The following is a 24,062-nucleotide window of genomic DNA, read 5'->3' as shown; positions in this document are numbered from 1 at the left end:
TTGCTCAATGACGACGATTCAAGCTCTGGCGTTAGGAAACTACTCGGATGCGATCTATCATCCTTTCGAAGGCGTCGACAAGGAAATCGAACAGATTTTTCAGGGCAAAATAGACGTTCGAAGCACGGGAGATTATGGGATGTTGAATGAGGAGTATTTAAAGCCATACCGACTTTTCATCTCCTACACGGAATTTCTCGAGGAGAAGCTGCCTCCGGCCCGTACGGCCGCTCTGCTCTCGTTCGTAGCCCGCGGCGGCGGATTGCTAGCGATCCATACCGGGATTTCCTTGCAGAGAAATCAAGAGCTTGCGGCCATGATCGGCGGAAAGTTCGTGAGCCATCCGGAATTTACTTCTTTGCCGATCCGCATTCGCGAACCTCATCATCGGATTATGGATCGGGTTGAACCGTTCGTGGTCGAAGATGAACCTTACCGATTCGAGTTCGACCCTTTTATTCAGAAAACGATCCTTGCCGAATACGAGCATGACGGGGAGATGTGGCCCGCGGCATGGACGCACGAATTCGGGCTGGGCAGAATCGTCTATTTAATGCCGGGTCACCAATTGTCCGCGTTTAAGGTAGAAGCCTATCGGAAGCTGATCCTGAATGCCGGCTTGTGGGCCGCCAAAGCGATCTAAGGCTGGGGACTGTATACGCGACGGGCTCTACCGAAGAGATTGCGGATGAAGGTACCGATCTCTCTTCGGTAGGTTAGATTCGGATAGACTATGCCGCCATTCGGAGCATATCCGAACGTGAACCGCGGAACCGGGCACGGGATGGCGACGCCAATTGTCGGCCCAACAGCCGAGTCTGAAGGATGCCGATAGCCGCGGCGGGATCTGCGATATCGCGCATGGCAAGCTCGACGATTGCGGGGATGTCGCCCGCCCGGTAAGCGGATGCGATCGATCTGAGGTAATCCTTCAAATACGGTTCGGAAGGGGGCGGAAGAGTTCCGCTTTCCAATTCGGCACGAGCAGAGTCTAACGACTTTCGGGCGCGATGGAGAGCTGCTTTTACCGCCCCTTCCGTTGTTTTGAGAAGTCTGGCCGTCTCGGCAATGGAATATTCGAACACGTTCCGTAACAAGAAGACGGTTCTTTGCAGCGGCGGCAGATGCTTTAACAAAGCATGAAGCGCCATCTCGATTTCGATCTCGGTCAGGCTGTTCTCGGGTAACGCTGCCCATGCGCGCTCCTCCTTCAAGATGCGGGCAAGAACGTTTTTCCTCCTTGCTTGATCGATCCACGTATTTTTGGCAATCCTCAGCAATAACGCTTCCGGATTCCGATGTCCATGTCTCGTAAACAGGCTCAAAGCTTTGACCCAAGTATCCTGTGCTAAGTCCTCGGCATCCCATGGGGATTCGGTAAGGGAAAGACAATATCGGTTCAATGCCGTTCGCAGCTGCTCCAATTGTCCGCTGGATGGCTCATTTGCGGCAAGTATTTCGTTTTCCACCAAGTTCATCCCGCATTTCTCCTTTACCGGTCTTGCCGTCGGCGTTCAAGTTGACGGCTAAGCCGCAGATCCTTGCTATAGTAAACGAACGAAGGAGTTCAAAAGATACGCGGTAACGATCATTCGTTAGCGTTTTTTTTATTTTCTCCATTATAGCGTAACCTCCGTATCCTTCGCAGGAATTCGTTCGTTTACCAGAGGCAAGCGAACACTAATCAAGGAAGCGGAGGTACGAAGAATGACGAGTTACGTTCCATACGTTGTCGAGCAGACGAATCGCGGCGAGCGGTCCTACGACATTTATTCCCGGCTGTTGAAGGATCGTATTGTGTTCTTGGGGGCGGCGGTCGACGATCAGATCGCGAACAGCATCATCGCCCAACTGTTGTTCTTGGCCGCGGAGGACCCGGACAAAGAGATTAGCCTCTACATTAATTCGCCCGGGGGATCGACTTCGGCGGGGTTCGCCATTTATGATACGATGCAATTCATTAAGCCCCAAGTGCATACGATCTGCATGGGAATGGCCGCCTCGTTCGGAGCGATCCTTCTGCTCGCGGGGGCTAAGGGCAAACGTTTCGCTTTGCCGAACAGCGAGATTATGATTCACCAACCGCACGGCGGCGCGCAAGGGCAGGCAAGCGACATTGCGATCAGCGCCAAGCGAATCCTGCAGACGCGGGACAAATTAAATCGGATTACGGCGGAGAGAACCGGCCAACCGATAGAGAAAATTGAGACGGACATGGATCGCGATTATTTCATGTCGGCCCAGGAAGCGCTTGAATACGGGATTATCGATCAAGTGATTTCATCCCCGGATCAGGCTTTGCTAAGCTAACAGCGTTACGTCATCACTATCAGCAATCAGTGCTAACCCTAGCAGTGTGATATAAGGTTGTGGTTTTGGCACGGAAATTCCGATTGATGCCCGAGCGGGCGGCCTAGCCTCCCGTTCATCCGATTATTGACAGAGTAATCGTTACATGATACAGTTTATTCCATAATACCGACTAATTATATCGGAATAATTAATATGTCCACCGGAAGTCCGGCGACCCCTACTCCTATTTAAGGAGAGGGGTTTCTTTATTTTCGGGTAGACGAGGAGGCTAAATCGACTTGGAAATCGCGGAACAGATCGGCATTCAAGCTAAGGTTAAACCGAAAATCGCTTTAAGCGGCGTGGTCAGACTCACGCTCCCCGTCGTGGCGCTCGTCGTGGCGCTATTGTCGCATACGCTCATTCCGAGCGTCCAGCCAGTCGTATCCGAGCGGGCGTATACGATCGTTCTCGTTGCGCTTCTTGTCGTGTTCTCGGCTTGGGCGTTAACGGCGCTTTACCGCAAATCTTCTTATCGATCGCTGCTTTATTTCTCCGGCATCCTTACCTTTATTTTCGTGCTGCTGGCCGTTTGGGAGCTTCTGACGCTGAAGTCGGGTACGTTGCCACTGCCTTACTTTCCTTCGCAGGTCAAAATATTGGATGCGCTTATCAACGACAGGCATAAGCTGTTCATCTGTGTTCTGTATTCCCTTCGATTATTGCTCATCGGCTACTTGATCGGTGCATTTTTCGGACTTGTGACCGGAATACTGATGGGCTGGTACAAGCACTTTCAGTACTGGATCAATCCGTTCCTCAGATTTATTGGGCCGATTCCGGCGACGGCTTGGATTCCCGTCGTATTGATCGTGTTTCCGAGCAGCTTCACCGCCAGCATTTTCCTCATCGCGCTAGGTACCTGGTTCCCCGTTACGGTCATGACCTGGTCGGGCATAGCTGGGGTGAATAAATCGTTCTTCGAGGTCGCGCGTACGCTCGGCGCCAATGAAAGGTACCTCGTACTGAGAGTGGCTTTCCCGGCCGCTTTCCCGCTTATTTTCATCGGATTGTTCATGGGATTAGGCACCTCCTTCGTCACGCTTATCGTCGCCGAGATGCTGGGTGTCAAAGCGGGGCTCGGGTTTTATATTACATGGGCGCAAGGCTGGGCCGAGTATTACAAGGTGTATGCGGCCCTGTTCATTATGGCGGTGCTATTCTCGACGATAATCACGGTGCTGTTCAAAATTCGCGATCGTGTCTTGATTTGGCAGAAAGGGTTGATCAAATGGTAGCTGCTGCGATTAAAGAAGGGGGACGGATCACCGTTGACGGAGTGTCCCGCGTGTTCGAGGACCAAGGCAAAGGCGGGCAACCCGTCGTTGCTCTTAGCAAGGTCGATCTGGATATCGAACCGGGACAATTCATTTCCTTGATCGGTCCGAGCGGATGCGGAAAGTCGACGCTTCTCAGGTTGATCGCCGGCATTGATAATCCGACCTCGGGAGAGATCAAGCTGGATGGAGAGCTGATTAAAGATGCCCATCCCAGCAGGGGATTGGTGTTTCAAGATCCGACGTTGTTTCCGTGGAAAAACATTTGGAGCAACGTAGCTACCGGACCGGAGTCGCGAGGAGTGCTAAAGGAACAAAAAGGCGAAATCGACAAATTTATTGAGTTGGTCGGCCTGCAAGGGTTCGAGAAAGCTTATCCTCATCAATTGTCGGGCGGAATGGCCCAAAGGGCCGCGCTGGCGCGGGCGTTAGTTAATCACCCGAAAGTGCTGCTGCTCGATGAACCTCTCGGGGCTTTGGATGCTTTTACGAGGATGAACCTGCAGGAGGAGATTTTGCGGATATGGCGGGAGAGAGGGACGACGATGGTGTTCGTTACCCATGACATTGATGAAGCGGTGTATTTAAGCGATCGAGTAGTGGTTATGACGCCACGTCCCGCGCAGATCAAAGAAGTCATTAAGATCGATCTGCCGAGACCGAGAGTTCGCAACAGTACGGCGTTCTTCGAGTACCGTTCGCGAATATTGGAAAGCTTGCAGCTCGTACCGGAAATCGAACAGCCGGAATACATCGTGTGAGGAAAGAGGGATGGAATCATGAATAGAGTTAATAGGCGTATCTCACTGGCTGCCGTCGCGGTTATGCTACTCGTTACGTTGTCGCTATCCGGTTGTTCCAGTGGAGGAAACAGCGCCTCCGCGGCCGGCAATTCGGACGGGACGTTGGATATCCGCTTCACGACGGCACCGGAGAAACTGAGTGCCGCAGGAACTTCCTCGCTGAACCTTGAGATTAAGGCGAAGGCCAAACCGGTCGTCGGGGCATCGGTTATCTTCGAAATTTGGCCCAAAGGCGAAGAGCAGCACGCGCAATTAAACGCGAAGAGCGTGGAGGACGGCCTGTATTTCATCAAAGGGGAATTCTCGCAGGTCGGGGATTACTATTTGCTCGCTCACGTGACGACCGCGGAAGGCGTGCACGAGATGAAGACGTTCGAGTTTAGCATCCAATAGTCATAGAGAGTGGTAATACGAGATCGTAGGGGAGGGATTCCGATGAAGGGTCTTAGGAAATGGAGCGCGATGCTGTTGCTGGTAATCGGCTTAACGGCGGGCTTGTCTGCGGCGTCCGCCGAACCAAAAGCGTTCGTCGCGTCTTCGTCGTCGGGGGCGGATTTGCCGTCGTGCCATTACATAGACGAGGACGACGGCAAACCGATCAAGATCGTCAAGGCGTCTGCCGCCGCATCCGTATTTAAGCCGGCTGAGAAAGCTTCGGGCGATTCGGTAGGGGAGTTGTCAGGGATAAGGACCGCCGCAATCGTCTCGGTCACGGTGGGGGTTGCGGCGATCTTGTTCGGATACCTATTTTTCTGGTTTCGCCGGTTCAATAAGAGCTAAAGCGCGCGTTTGCAGATCGTCCCAGGTGAGCGCGCCGAGCACTCCATCTGTAATGATGCCTTGGCTGTCGATGAACAGGGTAGTAGGAATCGGACGGATCTCGTAGCTGGCACCCGTCTTTCCGTCCGGATCGAAAAGGACGGGGAACGTGAAGCCGTAATTTTGCGCAAATTCTCTAGCGGACTGCACGCTGTCGGTGGCGGTCAGATTGATGGCCACGATCTGCAGGCGGTTACCATATTGCTTGTTCAGCTTGACGAAGGATGGGGCTTCTTCTTTGCATGGCCCGCACCAAGATGCCCAGAAGTTGAGTACGACGGGTTTACCTCGTAGATTCTTAAGATCGTAGATTTTGCCGTCCAGGCCAGTTAACGAGAAGGATGGGGCGGTGTAACCGATTTGAGGTTTTTCCGGAATATCGCTAGTCGGATCTGCCGCTAATGCTGATGAACCAGCTTGGGCGCCTTTACTATTGTCGTCCAATTGCTGGAGTAGAACGAAGCCGGTCAGTAAAGCGACGGCGGCTACAATAATCCAATTTCGCCATTTGTTCATGCGATCCCTACTTTCTGTACGTGTTATCCCTATAATTCCTACTTGTTTAATATAAATTAACGCGAGGTGATTTTAATTGTCAACCGAATAATGCAATCCAATCAATTTTATGAGAAAAATTGTAATTGACAACGGCGATACATTGAGACTAATATAATCTTATAAATCCGCCCAGATTAGTATGAATTAATAAATTTCGTCAATCGTTGACCAGACAACTGGAGACTGATTTCCCGAAAGGGAACTCGGTCTCTTTTTATTTATTCGATAAGGAGATGAACGCATGGGTGATCAAGGGACGAACCAACCAAACGAAGCCGTAAGGAAATGGAGGTTCGATACGCTGCAAGTACATGCTGGGCAACAGCCGGATCCGGTAACGGGAGCGCGCGCGGTACCGATCTATCAGACGACTTCGTTCGTCTTCAAGAACTCGGAGCATGCCCGGTCGGTCATTAACTTCGAAGAACCCGGCAATACGTACACCCGGGTCGTCAATCCGACCAATGACGTGCTGGAGCAACGCATTACGGCGTTGGAAGGCGGCGTTGGAGCGCTGGCGGTTGCTTCCGGTTCGGCGGCGGTCACGTTTTCGATTTTCAACGTGGCGGGGGCAGGCGACGAGATCGTATCGGCGAGTACCTTGTACGGCGGCACATACAATCTGTTCGACGTCACGCTGCCGAAGCTCGGAATTACGACGCGGTTCGTTAATCCGGACGATCCGGACAATTTCCGCAAAGCGATCAACGGCAAGACGAAAGCCATATTCATCGAATCTATCGGAAATCCGGGGCTGAACATTCTAGATATCGAAGCTATCGCAGCCATTGCCCACGAGAACGGCATCCCTCTTATTGTAGACAATACATTCGGCACTCCATACTTGATCCGTCCGTTCGATTATGGCGCGGATATCGTCGTTCATTCGGCGACCAAGTACATCGGCGGCCATGGCAACTCGATCGGCGGGCTCATCGTCGACGGAGGCAAGTTCGACTGGACGAACGGTAACTTCCCCGGCTTCACCGAGCCGGACAAAAGCTACAACGGCTTGAAATACGTGGAGAAGTTCGGAGAGCTTGCCTTCATCACGAAAGTCAGGGTTCAGTATTTAAGGGATATAGGGGCCGCGATTAGTCCCTTCAACAGCTTCTTGCTGCTGCAAGGCTTGGAGACGTTATCGCTTAGAGTGGAGAAGCATCTGTCCAATACGGCTCGCGTCGTCGAGTATTTAAGCCGGCACCCGGACGTGGCGTGGGTCAACTATCCAACGCTAGAGGGCAATCCATACAAAGCGCTCGCCGATAAGTATTTTCCGAAGGGACCGGGATCCATATTCTCTTTCGGCTTGAAGGGAGACTTGGAAACGGCCAATCGCTTCATCGATCAGTTGGAGCTGTTCTCCCATCTAGCGAATGTGGCGGATGCGAAATCGCTCGTCATTCATCCAGGCAGCACGACCCATGCCCAGCTTTCGCCGGAGGAGCAGTTGGCAGCCGGGGTTCGACCGGATCTCATCCGACTGTCTATCGGGATCGAGGACGCGCAAGATCTCATCGACGATCTGGAGCAAGCCATTCTGAAAGCCGTAACAACGGCGAGCGCGAATCCGGTTTGATCGAGCTCTTATGAGAGGAGGGGAGCGGGGAAGAGAATCCGTACTTAGCTGATTTAGATAGAGGCTCTATACCAAAGGTTAGGGAGGACACAAGAAAGCTATGAAAAACCATTTAGCCAAACGGAAGTGGGTTTTATCCGCCATTGCTCTTACGATGGCTGTGGCCGTCCTTAGTGGATGCGGCAAAAACAACAATAGCGCCAGCCCCGCGACCGCGAGCGGTGACAACCAGTCCCCGGCTGCGAATGCTTCGGCAACCAACGCATCGGGAGACGGCAAGAAGCTTAAGAAGGTAACGTTCGCGTATGCTGGAGGAACTTGCGAAGCACCGATCTATTCCGCCGTCGAGAAAGGTTTCTTCAAGGAAGAAGGCTTGGACGTCGAGCTTGTGCAGATGGATTTCGAGACGCTGAAGTCGGGCATATCCTCCGGCAAAGTGGATGGAACCGTCGGAAACTTCGCTTGGTTCAAGCCGATCGAACAAGGCTTGGACGTTAAGATTACGGGCGGGCTTCACGCCGGATGTATTCAACTCGTTACGAGGAAAGACAGCGGAATCACTTCGATTAAAGAGTTAAAAGGCAAGAAAATCGGAGTCGATACGATCGGTGGCGGGCCGCAAATTACGTTGGCGATTACTTTGAAAGAGAATGGCATTGAATCGACGGACGTAGACTGGAGAGCTTATCCTTCGCAGCAATTGGCTACGGCAGCGGACAAAGGCGAGATCGATGCCTTCATCGTATGGGATCCTGCGGCTCAGCAAGCACTCGATTCCGGCGAGTATACCCGTCTTCTGAGCAATGGCCATGACGAACCGTTCAAATCCGGTTACTGCTGCTATTCCGTTATTAGCGGCGCGGTAACGAAGAACGATCCGGAGAAAGCGGCCGCGATCACGCGCGCGCTGCTGAAATCGGCGGAATGGGTAGGCAACAACGCGGCAGAAACCGCGAAGATCGAAACCGACAAGAAATACGTGGCAGCCGATGCGGCAACGAATGAGAAGCTGCTTGCGGCTTATCATTGGAAACCGGGCGTCATCAACGCCAAGAAGAGCGCGGAGTTCTTCATTAAAGAGCAGAAAGCGCAAGGCATTCTCGATGCTTCCACGGATGAGAAGGAGCTTCTCGACCGCGCCTTCTTCGAAGCGATCCCGGATTATAACGGCAACTGATCGGCATTGGGCAATCAAGGCTGAAGTGTCAGGGTCCTAGCGACTTTGACGCTTCAGTCGTTTCCATTGAAAGGAGGATCGAATAATGGGAGTTATCATCAAACCGATCGTCTATGAGAATGCCTCGCGCGAGGTTAAGAGGGAATACGAGAATCAGTACCGAACGTCCGGAATCGTCACGAATATGAAGAAGACGTTGCTTCATCACCTTCCCTCTTATCACGTATACGAGGAATGGTATAAGCTTCGAACGGCTTTGCTAGAGTTCATCAGCCATCGCGCGTTCGTCGTATTCTCTTACGCGATCTCGCTAGAGGGCGATTGCCTGCTGAGCTCGATCTATTTTCGCAAAGCTCTGACCGATCGGGGAGAAGATCCGGAAGAGCTCTTCCTCGACGATGAGGAGCAGGCTCTTGAGTATTATGGGAGACAGCTTTCGCGAAGTCCCAACGAAGTGTCGGATGCGTTATTCGCGCACTTGAGCCAATATTACTCTCCCGAACAGATCGTCGCGCTTACGGCATTCGCCGGGCAGATGATCGCGACGAACGTGTTCAATAGCGCGCTTCGCATTGAACTGGATGAGTATTTGCTGCATTTTTCAACTTAGATAAGAGGAGCGGTTGACGTGTCGCAAGAGCGTGCGGGGAAAGTTGTCGCTTTGAGATGAGCAAGCCGATTAAATCCTTCATCTGGTTCGATCTTGGATACACGCTTGTCTACAAACCGAGAGAGCGGATCTATCGAACTTATTTGCTCGAGAACGGAATCCATAGATCAATCGAGGAAATCGATTTGGCTTATCATCGGATCGACAAGCACTTCATGCGGAACTATCCAGGCGTGCTCGGGCGCGAACAGGAAAAGTTTTTTTCATGGTACTTAGGTATGCTGAACTACGAGTTAAAAGTCGATTTTAAGCTGCATGAGCAATACGTGCGATTAGAGGAACTGGAGAAGGCCCAGGGCTACACATGGGAACTGTATCCGTTCGTCATCGATACGCTGGAACGTTTGAAAAGAAACGGGCTCGGACTCGGCCTGATCAGCAATTGGGACGGCAGTGCTAGGGAATTGCTCGACCGTTACGGTTTGACGCAATTGCTGAATACAGTCGTCATCTCGTCCGAGGTCGGTTTCGAGAAGCCTTCGGAAGCGATATTCCGGCATGCTTTTCGGATGGCGGGCGTTACGGCGAAGGAGTGCCTGTATGTCGGCGACAACTACTACGATGATGTAGTCGGTTGCAGGGCGGTCGGACTCGACTCGGTTCTGATCAACCGGCTGGGCTATAAGGGAATCGAAGAGATCGAGCATTCACCAATCATGGCTTCTATCGCAACGTTGCCGGATTGGCTTAACCATACAGTGGGGGCGGGAACATGGGAATTCGACTAAGTATTCTGGATCAAACTTTGATCCACAAGGACGAGAGTCCGACGGAAGCTTTTCGGCATACGATCGAGCTGGCGCAAAAGGCGGAGCAATGGGGGTATCATCGGTTTTGGGTGTCGGAGCACCATGATTCGGATCTCGTCGCCGGCTCTTCGCCGGAAGTTTTGATTTCTCATCTGCTAGCCAAAACAGAGCGAATTCGGGTCGGCTCGGGCGGTGTGATGCTGCAGCATTACAGTCCTTATAAGGTGGCGGAAAATTTCAACGTACTCGCCTCGCTGAGTCCTTCCCGGGTTGATCTCGGCATTGGCCGCGCACCCGGGGGGTTGCCTCATTCCATCAAGGCGCTACAAGCGGGTAAGACCGATAATGCGACGTTGCCGGAGAAAATCGCCGAGCTTATCCGATATACGCGCGAGCCGGTTGGATCGGGCCATGCGTTGGCCGGATTAAAGGCAAGCCCGATTCCGACCCGTCCGGCGGATATTTATTTGCTCGGCGCAAGCCGTTCTAGCGCCGAGACCGCGGGGAGCTTAGGGCTGCCCTACGTATTCGCTCAGTTCATTAATAACGACGATGCGGAGGCGACTCAAGCTTTCGAAGCGTATCGCAGCCTATTCAAGTCCGCGGACGGCAGTCGGCCTGAGGCGATATTGGGAGTGCCAGTCATCGTGGCGGATACAGACGAAGAGGCGAAGCGTATCGCGGACGATTATCGAATCGTGAGGATTCATCTGAAGAGCGGCAGGACGATCACGGTCGGCAGCGTGGAGCATGCCGAGGAATACGGCAGGCAAGCTGAAGAGGAATTTACGATCGAGGATCGGCAGGCATATGTGATTTATGGTTCCAAGTCCGAGGTTCGCGCCCAGTTGCTTGAGGCGCAGCGGAAATACGGCGTAGAGGAATTTATCATTATCTCGACTATCCGCAACGCAGCCCAAAGGCTGCGGTCTTACGAATTGTTATTCGAAGCGTTCTCCGAGGTGGAGGAGGCGGCGACTGTATCGCAAGCTCCCCGAGTGTGACCCTTAATACGCCGCAGCGCCCTTGAGGTTAAGGGCGATGACGCCGGCGATAATTTGTACGATCCCAACGGCAGTCGTCAGACTCGCCGTTTCTTTCCTGTGGGGAGGGGGCGTGTTCTTCGATAACGGCAGCGTGTGCCGTTATTTGCTTGATATAGCCTCTCCTGCAGATAGATAGCGGCACGACGTGCCGCTATCTTCAAGGTCTACAAGGGAGGGGGGCAAATTGGGTTTCAATAGCGGCATGGGGTGCCGTTAAGGTGAGGAAAACTCGTGGAATGTTGGAGTATAGCGGCACGCTATGCCGTTATTGTATTTCTAGGGCATCGGTCGCTAGATCTGTTGCGGTTGAACGGTGAATCGATTGGAAGGGAGCGGCAATCCGATATGATCCCTTAAGGTATTTCCTTCGTATTCGCGGCGGAACAACCCTCTCTCCTGAAGTAACGGGACAACTTCGTTAACGAAATCCTCAAGTCCGTCTGGCAAAATCGGAGACATGAGCATGAATCCGTCCGCCGCTCTCTCCGTGAACCAGCGTTCCAGCGTATCCGCGATTTTGGCGGGCGTACCGACTAGATGGTCGCCGCTGAAGGAGCCTGTCAGCAAGGAGTAGACTTCTCTTAGCTTAGGATTTTCCCGGGCGATGACGGGCTGGTGTTTTTTGTAATCCGACTTGGTTTCCTCCAGCTTGTCGAGGCCGAGCTCCTTCGCTCGCGAATCCAAGGTGAAGCCGGAGAAATCTACGCCCTTGAAGTAATCGGCCAAGAAGCTAATGCCGGTTTCTTCCGTAATCAGCGACTCTAGCTGTTTGAGCTTCACATGCGCTTCCTCATCCGTACGTCCGATGATCGGGGAGATTCCTTGCAGAATATATACTTCGTCGGGATTTCGGCCTACTGAAGCCACTTTGCTCTTATAAGTACGATAGAATTCCTGCGCATCTTCGAGAGAATACTTAATCGAAAAAATAACTTCTCCCACCTTGGCGGAGAAATTCTGGCCCGAATCCGAAGTTCCGGCTTGGACGAGAACGGGATGGCCCTGCGGCGAACGGCCGATATTCAGCGGTCCTTCGACGGAGAAGAACTTGCCTTGATGGTTTAAACGGTGAAGTTTGCCACGATCGAAAAATTCGCCGCTTTGCTTGTTCTGAACGAACGCTTCGTCCTCCCAAGAGTCCCATAGCCCCCGAACGACATCGAGGAATTCCTCCGCACGCTCGTATCGGAAGCTGTGATCGAGATGCTCCTGCGCATTGAAGTTACGGGCGGTATTACCGGATAGGTCCCTTGTCGTGACGATGTTCCAACCGACTCTTCCTTTGCTAATATGATCGGCGGACATGAATAAGCGCGCAAGGTTAAACGGTTCGATGTACGAGGTCGAAGCGGTGGCGACCAACCCGATCTTGGAGGAAGCTCCGGCTAATGCCGAGATCAGGGTAATCGGCTCGAAGCGGTTGAGGATGTTCGGATGCGATTGCTCGTTAATGGCCAAGCTGTCTGCCAGGAAAGCGATATCGAATTTGCCGCGCTCTGCGGTTTGAACTAATTGCTTGTAGAAATCGATGTCATGGCTCGCATGAGCTTGCGCTTGCGGAAGCCGCCAAGAGGCAACGTGCATCCCCGTTCCGACCAGATAGGCGGATAGTTTCATTTGCCGTTTAATAGTCATCTTGTAACCTCCATTATAATTCATAGTATTTAAATGAGAATAGTATGATTAAAATGTAACATTTATGGAAATAGGGGTCAATACGGATTTTACCGCTGGAGGCGTAGCTGCTGTGGTATGAATTGTGCTTGACTGCTCCTTTCCTCCGTGACATAATGTACACGCGTACATTAATTATGTTAGTGAAGGATGGCAAACCATTTGACGAACCGTAAGGAAGTAGCCGAGCTGGCCGGCGTATCCGAAGCAACCGTCTCCCGGGTCCTCAACGGCATCGGTCCAATGAAGGAATCGACGCGAGAGCGGGTATTGGAAGCGGCCAAGCGGCTTAACTATGAGTTGAATGCCGTTGCGTCCAGCTTCGCTAGAGGGAGAAGCGGTAATTTGGGCGTCGTGCTTCCGTACGTGCCGAAAGTCCACTTGTTCTCCACGTACTATTTTTCAGAATTGTTGAGCGGAATCGGGGAAGCCGTTCGCTCGAAGGGGTACGGATTGCTGTTGCTGTTTCGGGACCCTACAGCTACTTATGACTATGTATCTTTGTATCGCACGCAACGGGTTGACGCATGCATCATTCTCGGGGCAAGCGCGATCGAGGCCGAGTTGGAAGGAATTAACCGGTTAGCGGAAGAGGAATTGCCGTTCTGCGTCATGGATCAGAAGTTCGATAATCCGCTCGTCAGCATCGTCGCCGCGGATCATGAGCAGGGGAGTTATGACGCGGTGAAGCATTTGCTCGACAAAGGCTTGCGCACAATCGGGTTTCTGAACGGATCTCCGCAATATTCGAATAGCTGGGACCGTATGTCCGGTTATCGCAGAGCGTTGCAAGAAGCGGGAATCCAGCCGGATGAATCGATCATGTACGAAGGAAATTATAGTCGCACGAGCGGCATTCAAGCGGCAAAGGATGTACACCGCGACCTTCACAAAATGGAGGCCATCTTCGTAAGCAATGATCGAATGGCTATCGGGCTCATGCAAGGTTTGCGGGAGTTAGGCTGTCGGTTGCCGGAGGAGCTTAAGGTCGTCGCTTATGACGATTCCGATGCGGCTAGCCTGACGGAACCGCCGCTCACGACGGTGAAAGTCCCTTTCTACGAGATGGGGCGACTGGCTGCGGAGCGATTGTTGGACAGATTGACGGATAAGGGAAATACGGAATCCGTCATTAACGAAAGATTGAAGACAGAGCTTAAAGTAAGAAAATCCAGCGGGAATTGAGCGGAATGGAGTGGGGGCGCAAATGAGAAAAGCACTTATCGTATGGGGCGGATGGGATGGCCATCAACCGAAGGAGGTCGCAGAAATTTTTCGCGGCCAGCTTGTGGAAGAAGGCTTCGAAGTTGAAGTGTCGGATACGCTTGAGGCGTTCTCGGACGGCGAAAAGCTGAAGGGGCTCGATCTGATCGTACCCGTATGGACGATGGGGCGCATTGAGCAAGCTTGGGTCAATAACGTATCCGCCGCCGTGCAGAGCGGGGTCGGATTGGCAGGCTGTCACGGCGGCATGTGCGACGCGTTCCGCGACAATACGGACTGGCAGTTCATGACCGGTGGGCAATGGATCGCGCACCCCGGCAATGACGGTACGGAATACAGGGTAGAGATCAAGGGCAGCTCCAGTCCGCTCGTTGAAGGAATAGATGATTTTATCGTGTCGACCGAGCAATATTACTTGCACGTCGATCCGGCTAACGAAGTGCTGGCGACGACTCGTTTTCCTATCGTGGCCGGGCCTCACTCGTCCAATAAGGCAGTCGATATGCCGGTCATCTGGACGAAACGCTGGGGACATGGGCGCGTGTACTATAATTCGCTCGGCCATCAGGCCAATATTATGGAAATTCCGGTCGTGAAGGAATTGATGCGTCGCGGTTTTAATTGGAGCGCGGAGGGCAAGGCATTAGCTCCTTCCGAATTCGACGGAGAAACATACACGGGCATGGCTGATAACCAACTCTAATTCGGGAGAAGAGAGACCATTATGGATAAAATTAAAGTCGGCATTATCGGTACGGGGAACATTAGCGGGATTTATTTTCAGAACGGGCAAAAATTCGATTCGATGGAAGTGGTCGCCTGCGCGGATTTGGATGTGGAGCGTGCGAAGGCGAAGGCGGAAGAGCACGGCATTCGCGGCTGTTCGGTAGAGGAGCTGCTAGCCGATCCCGAAGTCCAGATGGTCATCAATCTGACGATTCCATCCGCACATGCATCGGTATGTTTGCAGGCGCTCGAGGCCGGGAAACACGTATACGTGGAGAAGCCTCTTGCCGTTACCCGCGAGGAAGGCTTGCGGGTACTGGAGCTGGCTAAGCGGAAAGGGCTGCTCGTCGGAAGCGCGCCGGATACGTTCCTCGGAGGGGGGATTCAAACGTCGATTAAGCTCGTGGAGGACGGTTGGATCGGCACTCCGATCGGGGCGACGGCTTTCATGATGAGCGGAGGGCACGAAAGCTGGCATCCGGCTCCGGAGTTTTACTACCATAAGGGCGGCGGCCCGATGTTCGACATGGGTCCTTATTACTTGACGGCTCTGATCGCTTTGCTCGGTCCAATAAACCGAGTAACGGGTTCTGCTCGTGTCTCTTATCCCGAGCGGACGATTACGAGCCAGCCGAAATACGGTCAGAAAATCAAGGTGGAAACGCCTACCCATATTGCCGGAATTATCGATTTCGAATCCGGGCCGATCGGTACGATATTGACTAGCTTCGACGTGAAGGGCGGATCTCAGCTGCCGCGGATCGAACTGTACGGAAGCGAAGGAACGTTGATCGTTCCCGACCCGAACACGTTCGGGGGACCGATTAGCATTAGTCGCGCGGGAGCGAAGGAATGGTCGGACATCCCGCTTACTCATGGGAAAACCGGGAACGCGCGCGGCGTTGGCGCGGCCGACATGGCAAGAGCGATCCAAACGGGGCGCAAGTATCGCGCCAACGGGGAGATGGCGTATCACGTGCTCGAAGCGATGCACGGATTCCACGACGCATCCGAACAAGGCGCGCATTACGTCATGAAGAGCACATGCGAGAAACCCGCCCCTCTGCCGCTTGGTTTGACGGAATATAGCCTGGATTGATTGAGTATGTTCAAGTCCTGATTTGTAATCGGTTGTGCATCGGAACCCCCTTAGTTGGGGGTTCTTTAGATTTTCGTGTGAATTCGTTGACCCTTTTGATATAATCCGAGTAAAAAGACACCAAGAGAAATCTTACTCTAGATTTTTCGTCATCAGAATGGAGCATGGCAAACGCAATATGGACAACAAATGGATTTATTATTTGGGATTAATTGTGGTAGCAGCCATATGGGGAGCTAATTTCGGAGTGTCCCGTTCTGCTATGGATACCTTCGATCCGATCTTGTTTTCTTTCCTTCGTTTCGGCCTTGCGGTTCCATTCTTTTTCTTAATCTTGAAAATAAAGGAAGGTAACGTCGGACTACCTTGGAGAGTCATTCTGCAATTAGCTTTAATTGGTTTAATCGGGGTAACCGGTCTAGAAATCGCGGTTATGTATTCTATTAAATATACGACGCTAGCCAATGCCTCATTGCTAAATGTCGCTCCTTGGCCCATATTCGCCGCGTTATTCGCGCCGTTGTTCGTAAAGGAGAAGTTCACTAAGCGTCTCGGGGTCGGGGGAGCGGCGGCGATCGTCGGCGTAACCTGTATTATTCTCGGTGGGGAGGAAGGCTTGAATCTTTCTTCCGATCATATGATAGGCAACCTGCTCGCTTTCGGAATCAGCGTAGTCGGAGCGTTGTTTAATCTCTCGGTTATGCCGTTGATGAATCGATATTCCTCCCTTAGGGTCAGCACATGGTTTATTTTGTTCGGAAGCTTGTTCATGCTGCCGTTCACGGCCGGAAGCTGGGGTAAAGTCGACTGGGGAAGCTTAGCGGCAGGGCATTACACGGCGATCGTCTACAACGTGCTTATTTGCACCGTGTTTGCTTTCGTCGTCTGGAACGCGAGCATGTTCAAGATCGGTGCGGCACGCGCAAACTTCTTCCGTTACGTGGTACCGGCAGCCGCGGTAGTCGCCGGACTTGTTTTCTTCGACGAAGGCATTACCGTCTGGCAAATTGTCGGAGCCGTATTCATGGCAGCAGGCCTAGTGTGGATTAGCACGGAGAAAAAGCAAGCCGCAGCCGTAAACCCGATCTAGAGAAAGCTAGGCTATCCCATTCGCTCAGGACTGGCTAAAGCGGGAAATAAGCCTGCTGGGCAGGCTTAAATCTCCCGAAACGGCACCAAAGTAGAAAATAAGGCTGCTGGGCGGGCTTAAATCTCCCGATGCGGCACCAAAGTAGAAAATAAGCCTGCTAGGCAGGCTTAAATCCCCCAAAACGGCACCAAAGTAGAAAATAAGCCTGCTGGGCAGGCTTAAATCTCCCGAAGCGGCACCAAAGTAGGAAATAAGCCTGCTGGGCAGGCTTAAATCTCCCGAAGTGGCACCAAAGTAAAAAATAAGCCTGCCGAGCAGGCTTATTTTTTATGAATAGCTTCATCTAAGCGGACGAACATGCACCGGACGGTCGAAATAACCGTCAGCTCAGCTCAAGCGAGATCATTCTTTCCATTTTTTGATCACGGTCATCGGATCTATATACTTTCCTTCGCTAAGGACGGAGAAATGAAGATGAGATCCGGTAGACTCCCCCGTACTTCCCATCAGTCCGATCAGATCGCCGGATGCGACCGTTGCGCCTTCCTCCACGGAAAGCTTGTCCAAGTGCCGATATTCCGTGCTCCATGCTTTACTGTGCTCGATAATGATCGTTAGGCCATTTTTACTGTCATATTCAGCTTTGATGACTTTTCCGTTAGCGGCGGCATAGACTTCCGTTCCTTTTTCGTTCGCGATATCGATACCGTCATTCAGGGTTTTCTTCGAGGTGACCGGGTGAATGCGGTAGCCAAAAGGCGAGGTCATCTTGCCGGCGGTCGGCGCAATGAACGTAAGTTTAACCGAGCTCGTTTCTGTCTGGTCGACCGCGGATGGGGCAGTGGTCGCAGGTTGTTCAGCGGCTTCGGAAGGGTTACTCTTCCCGGAGGCGAATGCGGAAGGCAACGTAAATAGAGCAGCAACGAGCAGAATCGCTATACCTATGAAGGATATGCCTTTCTTGGACGGTTGATAATGACGGATCATGACAATCCTCCTCTTGATTTGATTTTTGTTGCCGTAAAATCCGACGCCGGCCGAGAAGGACCTTTGCTTAACGCCGATCTCCAGCAATTTGATAATGCTTGCCGCGTAGGATTCCCTGAGCTCCGAGGATCTCAGAACGCTAGCGTCGCAGGCGCTTTCTTGGTCGATCCTCATGCTGCGTAGCCCGTACCATACCGCCGGGTTGAACCAATGGAAGGACGCCAATAAATACGCAAGCATATTGACCGGGATATCTCTTCGTTTCAGATGGGTGAGCTCATGCCGAAGGATACACTCCCACTCGTTCGTGCTTAGCTGCCCGATTGTATTGCGAGGAATGAGCACGACCGGATGAATTATTCCGAATAGAGCCGGAGTCGATAGGAGGCTTGTAAGTCTCATCCGAACGCGAGAGCGAGTCCCGATTTCGCGAACGAGTCGGCTGAACAGCATGTCCAGCTCTTGAGGGACGGCGGTTGAGGCTTCTCGGCGAAGAGCTAAGCACGTTCTCAGATGCCCACTCGCAAAGACCAGCCAAGCGATTGCAGTACCTACAAACCACAGAATGGCTAGCGATCCGACAAGGACGAACTGTAATTGCCGACCCGACCCCGAAGATTCGATAACGGTAGGGGGCTCTGCGGCATTCACTGTGAAACCTTCTGAAGCTGAAGGTAATACCTCGTACTGCCAAGTTCCTTCGATAGGGGGGCTAGGGATTGGCGTGGCTAGCGTTTCGGAAACGGAAAACCAGCGCAATTCGTTTTCCAGATTACCCGGCAACCAGGGGAGCAGTAGCTTCGCGAGAAGCAGCATCCATAGGGCGTACTGCCAGGCAGGAGATAATTTTGTTCGAAAAATCTTGACCAGCAGTAGGAGAGCTACGATCATCGCGGAAGCTTCCAGAGAATTGACCAGCGTGCGCTCGAACAATCGGATCAACATCTCCATCGCTTATTGCTCCTTTTCCTGGAGCAGCGCCTTCAGCTCCTTAATATCCTCGGAAGACAACTTTTCATTGGCCAGAAAATGAACCATCATCGGCTTAAGCGAGCCTCCGTAGATTCGGTCGAGAAACGAACGGCTGGCCTCTTGGACGCATTCGTTCTCGTTAAGTAACGGGAAGTACGTATACTCGCGGCCGTCTTTATTGAATCCGAGCGCCTGCTTCTGTACGAGCCTGCCGATTAACGTCTTCACGGTTTTCGGCTTCCACGTTTTGCTTCCGCTTAACCGGCTGATAATATCGGCTGCCGTTAACGGAGATGTTTGCCATACGATGCGCATGATATCCCATTCCGCGTCCGAAATGTTAGGTGATTCGGGCATTGTTAAACCTCCTCAAACGATTGTGTTGCCATGTTCACCGGTGACTCGTCGTTGAAGATTACACTTGTAGTCTACAATCAGAGATTACAATTGTAATCGATGGCTGTCAAGCTTATCCTGTAAAATAGAACCACGTTCCTACTAATTACTAGTTTACAACTGGGAATAGTGTGTATTATGATGATGGAGAATATTACTAAATAGACTGGTTTGGAGGAAAGGCTAATGAAGAGCTTCAAGAGGGTAAAGATTGCGGTTATCTTGTTATCGGCGGTTGCTTTGCTTCTCGGATCCGTTAATCCTGGAATTAACAGCAAAGCGGAGGCGGCATCGAAGAAGAAAAAGATAACACTCCTGAACGTCTCTTATGACCCCACACGGGAACTATACGAGGAATTCAACAAAATTTTCGCTACCTACTGGAAGAAAAAAACCGGCCAAACGGTGGAAATCAAGCAGTCGCATGGCGGATCGGGCAAACAAGCCCGCTCGGTTATCGATGGCTTAAAGGCGGACGTCGTTACGTTGGCCTTATCACTGGACATTACGGAAATTCAGAGCAAAGGCTTGCTGGATGCACATTGGGAAGATAAGCTCCCTTATCATAGTTCACCGTATACGTCGACGATCGTATTTGTCGTACGTAAGGGCAATCCGAAGAACATCAAGGATTGGGACGACGTAGTCAAATCCGGCGTACAGGTCATTACTCCGAACCCGAAGACGGGCGGAGCGCCTCGTTGGACTTATTTAGCGGCATGGGCTTATGCGCTGAAGCATAACAAGAATAGCGAGTCCGCGGCTAAGGATTTCGTAACTAAGCTGTACAAGAACGTGCCGGTGCTCGACACCGGGGCAAGAGGATCGACGACTACGTTCGCGCAACGAGGAATCGGCGACGTACTGCTCACTTGGGAGAACGAAGCGCACTTGATTCAGAAGGAATTCGGCTATGACTACGAGATTATAACTCCGTCTTTAAGTATTCTAGCGGAGCCTTCGGTAGCGGTAGTGACCAAGAATGCGAATAAGAATGGAACGACGGAAGTGGCGAACGAATATTTGAGATATTTGTATACCAAAGAAGGGCAGAGACTCGTAGGTAAATACTACTACCGCCCGAACGATCCGGCCGTACTGAAGGAATACGAGAAGCAATTCCCTAAGCTTGAGCTAGTCACGATCCGCGATTTCGGCGGATGGGCTGCCGCTCAGAAGAAGCATTTCGCCGATAAGGGAATCTTCGATCAAATTTATAACCCGTAATCAATGAACCTCATAAGGGTCGCTAGAGCGCTTCGGAATGTTCCGGAGCGCTCTTCGATATTCGGAAGGGGATTGGTCCCGCCATTTACGAAATTTCTTCGAAAAATAGAGAGCATCGCCGAAGCCTACGGAGGACGCGACTTGTTCGATCGTCATCGGAGTAGAGACGAGCAGTATTTCCGCTCGTTGCATGCGTATGTTCAGTAAATATTGCATGGGTGACAAACCGGTCGAATGTTTGAACAGCTTGCAGAAGTGAGTGCGATGGTACCCCAACATCCCTGCCAAATGTCCAATGGAGATAGGCTGGGTGAATTGAAGGCTGAGATACTGGATGGCCTGTTTCACGATCAGGTCGCTTGCCGATGCCGGCTCGGAACCTCTATGATCAAGCTTCTTCAGTGCAATCCCGAATCGCTGAAGCAACAGACGAAGCCATCCTCCGGCTTCCAGATTAGTTAATTCGGGATATGGCACGGAATCGAAGCATAGGCGAAGCTGCTCATAATGACTCTTGATATTCGGGTTAAGACTTCCCCGAACGATAGGCTGCTCGGGCGAGATGCCCATCGCGCTCATGATTGCGGCAGCTCCATGGCCTTCGAAGCCAACCCATGCATAACTCCAAGGCTCATCTCCGTCCGCCTGGTAAGTGAACATTTCGCCTGGAAAGATGATAAACGTATCTCCAACCCCGCACCTATAGCTTCGGTCTCCGAGCAAGAAGTCGCCATACCCGGAGAGCACCGTATGAATGAGATAGTAATCGTGAATGGCCGGACCCATCTTGTGAAGCGGGACAGGTGCGGCTTCTCCGCTGAAGAGCACGGAAAGCTCCTCGGCGGTAGGAGAGGGGTTCATGCTAACCGTAAAAGAGTAATGCTCGGATGTCATCCGTTGCCACCTGCCTGTCGTCTTTTCTACTACTCTAACAAATAAACGACAAATGTCCATATAGATGCGCGAACCATCCATACTCATCCGAGTGCGTTTGCCTTACATTGAGAATAGCAAATCACTTTATCTATTCGGAGGTATTAGTCTTGTCCAAAATTACTTTTCTTGGCGCAGGAAGTACGGTTTTCGCGAAAAACGTGCTTGGAGACGTCATGCTTACTCCTGCCTTACAGGGCTTCGAAATCGCTTTGTTCGACATTGATCCCGTGCGATTGAAGGAATCGGAGAGTATGCTCAATAACATCAAAAAGACATCTGGGAGCACCTGCGTAATCCAATCCTTCACCGATCGCAAGGAAGCTCTTCGCGGGTCGAAATACGTAGTCAATGCGATTCAAGTAGGCGGGTATGATCCGTGTACGATTACGGATTTCGAAGTGCCGAAGAAATACGGCCTTAGGCAGACGATTGCCGATACCGTTGGTATTGGGGGCATTTTCCGTAACTTGCGTACGATTCCCGTCATGCTCGATTTCGCAGCCGACATCCGCGAAGTATGTCCGGACGCCTTGTTCCTGAACTACACAAACCCGATGGCCGTCTTAACCAATGTCATGAATACATACGGCGGCGTGCAAACGGTAGGCTTATGCCACAGCGTGCAAGCGTGCGTTCCGGAGATGTTCAAGCATCTGGGACTTAGTACAGAAGGTGTACAGGCGAAAATTGCGGGCATCAATCATATGGCGTGGCTGCTTGAAGTGTCTAAGGATGGGGTCGATCTCTATCCGGAAATCAAGAAACGAGCGGCGGAGAAACAGAAAGAGAAGCATCACGATATGGTTCGGTACGAGATGATGCTGAAATTCGGCTATTACATCACGGAGTCCTCCGAGCATAACGCGGAATATCATCCGTATTTCATTAAAAGGAATTACCCTGAGCTTATCGAGCGGTTCAATATTCCTCTGGACGAGTATCCGCGTCGCTGCATCGAGCAGATCGGCAATTGGGCGAAGATGCGCGAAGAGATCGTGAACGATGCCAATCTGGAGCATGTGCGCTCGCATGAATACGCGTCGTACATCTTCGAAGCGATCGAGACGGACGTTCCTTTCAAGATCGGCGGAAACGTCATGAACACGGGCGGACTAATCGCCAACCTGCCTCGCGAGGCATGCGTAGAAGTTCCGTGCCTCGTTGACCGTTCCGGAGTTAACCCGACGTATATCGGCAACCTTCCGCCGCAGCTTGCCGCATTGAACCGGACCAATATCAATACGCAATTGCTGACGATCGAAGCGGCGATTACGGGCAAGAGAGAACATATCTATCATGCGGCCATGCTCGATCCGCATACGGCCGCCGAGCTGTCGATGGATGACATTGTCGCCATGTGTGACGATCTCATCGAAGCGCACGGGGATTGGCTGCCGAAGTTCTCTGTGGTATAGTAACGAAGCACTAACTAAAGAAGAAAATCTGAAGTGCCATCGTATGATCGGCATCTCAGGAGAGGTTCGCGAACTCCCTCTATAAAAAACTAAGGAAAACGACCACGTTTCTTACCGATCGGGCTGCAACCGCCGTTGCAGCCTAGATCGTGAGTGAGGTGCCGTTTTTTTCATGTTCTTTAGTGATTTTGGGAATGGTCTCGCCGATCTCTTTCTTCTCATCCAGGAAGGGGATTTTTGTCATGCGCACGAAAGAAGAAATGCAAGATATCACGCTGCTCGGCAATCAAGGAACTCGGTATGTGTTCGAGTACGATCCGCAAGTGTTGGAGGCGTTCGACAACAAGCATCCGGGCAGGGATTATTTCGTCAAGTTCAATTGCCCGGAGTTTACCAGTCTATGTCCGATGACCGGCCAGCCAGATTTCGCCACTCTGTACATCTCGTACATTCCGGATCAGAGAATGGTGGAAAGCAAGTCTCTGAAGCTGTACCTGTTCAGCTTCCGCAACCACGGGGATTTCCATGAGGATTGCATGAACATCATCATGAACGATCTGATTGGCTTGATGGAACCACGTTACATCGAAGTTTGGGGGAAATTCACCCCGCGCGGCGGAATTTCGATCGACCCTTATTGCAACTGGGGACAGCCGGGAACCAAGTACGAGCAAATGGCCGAGCATCGCCTGATGAACCATGATCTCTACCCTGAGAAGGTGGACAATCGATGAGGGAACATATGGGGATGAAAATGCTGACGATCGTGCTTTATTTGTTGGCCATTACTTCCGCGAACGTCGTAACGGCTTCACTGGCGCCGATTCAGCTCGGTTATTTGATTATTCCGGCAGGATCCTTTCTGATCGGAGCTACTTTTATTTTCCGAGATCTCGTTCAGAATGCAATTGGCCGCAAATACACTTACGGCATCATTGCCGCAGCTATGATATTATCCGTAGCTACCTCCTATTACCTCGGCGATACGTTATGGATTGTCGGCGCATCCGCGCTTACGTTCTTGTTCTCGGAGACGACGGATACCGAAATTTATACGCGTCTTAAGCTTCCGATGTCCCTAAGAGTGTTATACAGCGGAATCGTTGGCGGCGTCGTAGATAGCGTCGTCTTCGTCATCATCGGCTTGTCTCCGCTAGGAGCCGGTTTCTTGCCTTGGAATTTGGTCGGATACGCGATCGCCGGTCAGATTGCCGTGAAAATCATTATGCAGTTAATGGCCGCGATAATCATTCAGCTCGTGCCGCGAACGCGAGTAAGTTCATAAT

General features: G+C 51.8%; 27 protein-coding genes and 1 riboswitch. Of the genes, 20 read left to right on the top strand and 7 right to left on the bottom strand.

All coding sequences use genetic code 11. The features are described from left to right. Positions 1-7 precede the first annotated feature (7 nt). Positions 8-643, top strand: coding sequence for a ThuA domain-containing protein (locus L3D05_RS10735; RefSeq protein WP_239616054.1), 636 nt, complete (start codon positions 8-10; stop codon positions 641-643). An 88-nt stretch (positions 644-731) separates the two neighbouring features. On the opposite strand, the gene L3D05_RS10730 is transcribed toward L3D05_RS10735, so the two are convergent. After that, on the bottom strand, positions 732-1,478 hold the full coding sequence (locus tag L3D05_RS10730; protein ID WP_239616053.1) for an RNA polymerase sigma factor: 747 nt from the start codon (positions 1,476-1,478) through the stop codon (positions 732-734). Then, on the bottom strand, positions 1,441-1,620 hold the full coding sequence (locus tag L3D05_RS10725) for a hypothetical protein (protein WP_239616052.1): 180 nt from the start codon (positions 1,618-1,620) through the stop codon (positions 1,441-1,443). Before L3D05_RS10725 ends, L3D05_RS10730 begins: the two co-directional genes overlap by 38 nt. A gap of 87 nt (positions 1,621-1,707) precedes the next feature. On the opposite strand from L3D05_RS10725, the gene clpP reads away from it, so the two are divergent. From clpP to L3D05_RS10700, 5 genes are all read left to right on the top strand, one after another. Next, positions 1,708-2,310: an ATP-dependent Clp endopeptidase proteolytic subunit ClpP gene (clpP, locus tag L3D05_RS10720; RefSeq protein WP_239616051.1), complete on the top strand. Its 603-nt coding sequence runs from the start codon at positions 1,708-1,710 to the stop codon at positions 2,308-2,310. Between the two features lie 281 nt (positions 2,311-2,591). Further along, entirely contained in the window at positions 2,592-3,590 is a 999-nt protein-coding gene (locus tag L3D05_RS10715) for an ABC transporter permease (protein WP_239616050.1), read from the top strand. Next, the gene (locus tag L3D05_RS10710) at positions 3,584-4,390 is read left to right on the top strand and encodes an ABC transporter ATP-binding protein (RefSeq protein WP_239616049.1); all 807 of its coding nucleotides are present in this window, start codon (positions 3,584-3,586) and stop codon (positions 4,388-4,390) included. The genes L3D05_RS10715 and L3D05_RS10710 overlap by 7 nt, the downstream gene beginning before the upstream one ends. 18 nt (positions 4,391-4,408) lie before the next feature. Next, complete coding sequence (locus L3D05_RS10705) at positions 4,409-4,825, top strand: FixH family protein (protein ID WP_239616048.1); 417 nt, start codon at positions 4,409-4,411, stop codon at positions 4,823-4,825. Between the two features lie 42 nt (positions 4,826-4,867). Further along, the gene (locus tag L3D05_RS10700) at positions 4,868-5,212 is read left to right on the top strand and encodes a hypothetical protein (protein ID WP_239616047.1); all 345 of its coding nucleotides are present in this window, start codon (positions 4,868-4,870) and stop codon (positions 5,210-5,212) included. Here the strand turns inward: L3D05_RS10700 and L3D05_RS10695 are convergent. Continuing rightward, positions 5,177-5,767 (bottom strand): TlpA family protein disulfide reductase, encoded by a 591-nt coding sequence (locus L3D05_RS10695; protein WP_239616046.1) that lies wholly within the window; start codon positions 5,765-5,767, stop codon positions 5,177-5,179. The genes L3D05_RS10700 and L3D05_RS10695 overlap by 36 nt on opposite strands. 283 nt (positions 5,768-6,050) lie before the next feature. On the opposite strand from L3D05_RS10695, the gene L3D05_RS10690 reads away from it, so the two are divergent. The 6 genes from L3D05_RS10690 to L3D05_RS10665 all read left to right on the top strand — a co-directional run bounded on the left by L3D05_RS10690 (position 6,051) and on the right by L3D05_RS10665 (position 11,166). Beyond that, on the top strand, positions 6,051-7,388 hold the full coding sequence (locus L3D05_RS10690) for an O-acetylhomoserine aminocarboxypropyltransferase/cysteine synthase family protein (RefSeq protein ID WP_239616045.1): 1,338 nt from the start codon (positions 6,051-6,053) through the stop codon (positions 7,386-7,388). Between the two features lie 100 nt (positions 7,389-7,488). Next, on the top strand, positions 7,489-8,565 hold the full coding sequence (locus tag L3D05_RS10685; RefSeq protein ID WP_239616044.1) for an ABC transporter substrate-binding protein: 1,077 nt from the start codon (positions 7,489-7,491) through the stop codon (positions 8,563-8,565). A gap of 85 nt (positions 8,566-8,650) precedes the next feature. Further along, complete coding sequence (locus L3D05_RS10680) at positions 8,651-9,175, top strand: carboxymuconolactone decarboxylase family protein (protein ID WP_239616043.1); 525 nt, start codon at positions 8,651-8,653, stop codon at positions 9,173-9,175. Between the two features lie 56 nt (positions 9,176-9,231). Then, positions 9,232-9,963, top strand: coding sequence for an HAD family hydrolase (locus tag L3D05_RS10675; RefSeq protein WP_239616042.1), 732 nt, complete (start codon positions 9,232-9,234; stop codon positions 9,961-9,963). Beyond that, entirely contained in the window at positions 9,948-10,988 is a 1,041-nt protein-coding gene (locus L3D05_RS10670) for an LLM class flavin-dependent oxidoreductase (RefSeq protein WP_239616041.1), read from the top strand. The genes L3D05_RS10675 and L3D05_RS10670 overlap by 16 nt, the downstream gene beginning before the upstream one ends. 37 nt (positions 10,989-11,025) lie before the next feature. Continuing rightward, entirely contained in the window at positions 11,026-11,166 is a 141-nt protein-coding gene (locus L3D05_RS10665) for a hypothetical protein (RefSeq protein ID WP_239616040.1), read from the top strand. 155 nt (positions 11,167-11,321) lie between these two features. Here the strand turns inward: L3D05_RS10665 and L3D05_RS10660 are convergent, their stop codons facing one another. Continuing rightward, entirely contained in the window at positions 11,322-12,665 is a 1,344-nt protein-coding gene (locus tag L3D05_RS10660; RefSeq protein WP_239616039.1) for an LLM class flavin-dependent oxidoreductase, read from the bottom strand. Between the two features lie 201 nt (positions 12,666-12,866). On the opposite strand from L3D05_RS10660, the gene L3D05_RS10655 reads away from it, so the two are divergent. The 4 genes from L3D05_RS10655 (at position 12,867) to L3D05_RS10640 (ending at position 16,843) form a co-directional block, all read left to right on the top strand. Then, entirely contained in the window at positions 12,867-13,889 is a 1,023-nt protein-coding gene (locus L3D05_RS10655) for a LacI family DNA-binding transcriptional regulator (RefSeq protein ID WP_239616038.1), read from the top strand. A gap of 22 nt (positions 13,890-13,911) precedes the next feature. Further along, positions 13,912-14,631 carry a ThuA domain-containing protein gene (locus tag L3D05_RS10650; RefSeq protein WP_239616037.1) on the top strand — a complete coding sequence of 240 codons (720 nt, stop codon included), beginning with the start codon at positions 13,912-13,914 and terminating at the stop codon, positions 14,629-14,631. A 21-nt stretch (positions 14,632-14,652) separates the two neighbouring features. Continuing rightward, a complete protein-coding gene (locus L3D05_RS10645) occupies positions 14,653-15,753 on the top strand; it encodes a Gfo/Idh/MocA family protein (RefSeq protein ID WP_239616036.1) in 1,101 nt (366 codons plus the stop codon). Between the two features lie 178 nt (positions 15,754-15,931). Beyond that, on the top strand, positions 15,932-16,843 hold the full coding sequence (locus tag L3D05_RS10640; protein ID WP_239616035.1) for a DMT family transporter: 912 nt from the start codon (positions 15,932-15,934) through the stop codon (positions 16,841-16,843). Positions 16,844-17,245: 402 nt separating this feature from the next. Here the strand turns inward: L3D05_RS10640 and L3D05_RS10635 are convergent, their stop codons facing one another. Both L3D05_RS10635 and L3D05_RS10630 read right to left on the bottom strand, forming a co-directional pair. Continuing rightward, complete coding sequence (locus L3D05_RS10635; protein ID WP_239616034.1) at positions 17,246-18,781, bottom strand: M56 family metallopeptidase; 1,536 nt, start codon at positions 18,779-18,781, stop codon at positions 17,246-17,248. A 3-nt stretch (positions 18,782-18,784) separates the two neighbouring features. Further along, positions 18,785-19,159, bottom strand: a complete 375-nt coding sequence (locus L3D05_RS10630) for a BlaI/MecI/CopY family transcriptional regulator (RefSeq protein ID WP_239616033.1) — start codon at positions 19,157-19,159, stop codon at positions 18,785-18,787. A gap of 225 nt (positions 19,160-19,384) precedes the next feature. On the opposite strand from L3D05_RS10630, the gene L3D05_RS10625 reads away from it, so the two are divergent. Then, complete coding sequence (locus L3D05_RS10625; RefSeq protein WP_239616032.1) at positions 19,385-20,425, top strand: sulfate ABC transporter substrate-binding protein; 1,041 nt, start codon at positions 19,385-19,387, stop codon at positions 20,423-20,425. On the opposite strand, the gene L3D05_RS10620 is transcribed toward L3D05_RS10625, so the two are convergent. Next, positions 20,426-21,319, bottom strand: coding sequence for a helix-turn-helix transcriptional regulator (locus L3D05_RS10620; protein ID WP_239616031.1), 894 nt, complete (start codon positions 21,317-21,319; stop codon positions 20,426-20,428). Between the two features lie 149 nt (positions 21,320-21,468). Between L3D05_RS10620 and L3D05_RS10615 the strand changes: the two genes are divergently transcribed. From L3D05_RS10615 to L3D05_RS10605, 3 genes are all read left to right on the top strand, one after another. Continuing rightward, positions 21,469-22,776, top strand: coding sequence for an alpha-glucosidase/alpha-galactosidase (locus L3D05_RS10615; RefSeq protein WP_239616030.1), 1,308 nt, complete (start codon positions 21,469-21,471; stop codon positions 22,774-22,776). Between the two features lie 55 nt (positions 22,777-22,831). Next, a riboswitch (PreQ1 riboswitch) is annotated at positions 22,832-22,875 on the top strand. A 143-nt stretch (positions 22,876-23,018) separates the two neighbouring features. After that, positions 23,019-23,510, top strand: coding sequence for a preQ(1) synthase (queF, locus tag L3D05_RS10610; protein ID WP_239616029.1), 492 nt, complete (start codon positions 23,019-23,021; stop codon positions 23,508-23,510). A gap of 23 nt (positions 23,511-23,533) precedes the next feature. After that, entirely contained in the window at positions 23,534-24,061 is a 528-nt protein-coding gene (locus L3D05_RS10605) for a VUT family protein (protein WP_239616468.1), read from the top strand. Position 24,062: the final 1 nt, after the last annotated feature.

It is taken from the genome of Cohnella mopanensis, from assembly GCF_022352055.1.
Classification (GTDB): Bacteria; Bacillota; Bacilli; order Paenibacillales; family Paenibacillaceae; genus Cohnella; species Cohnella mopanensis.
The sequence above is the reverse complement of the archived record's forward strand: the minus strand, read 5'-3'. Positions and strand labels throughout refer to the sequence as shown.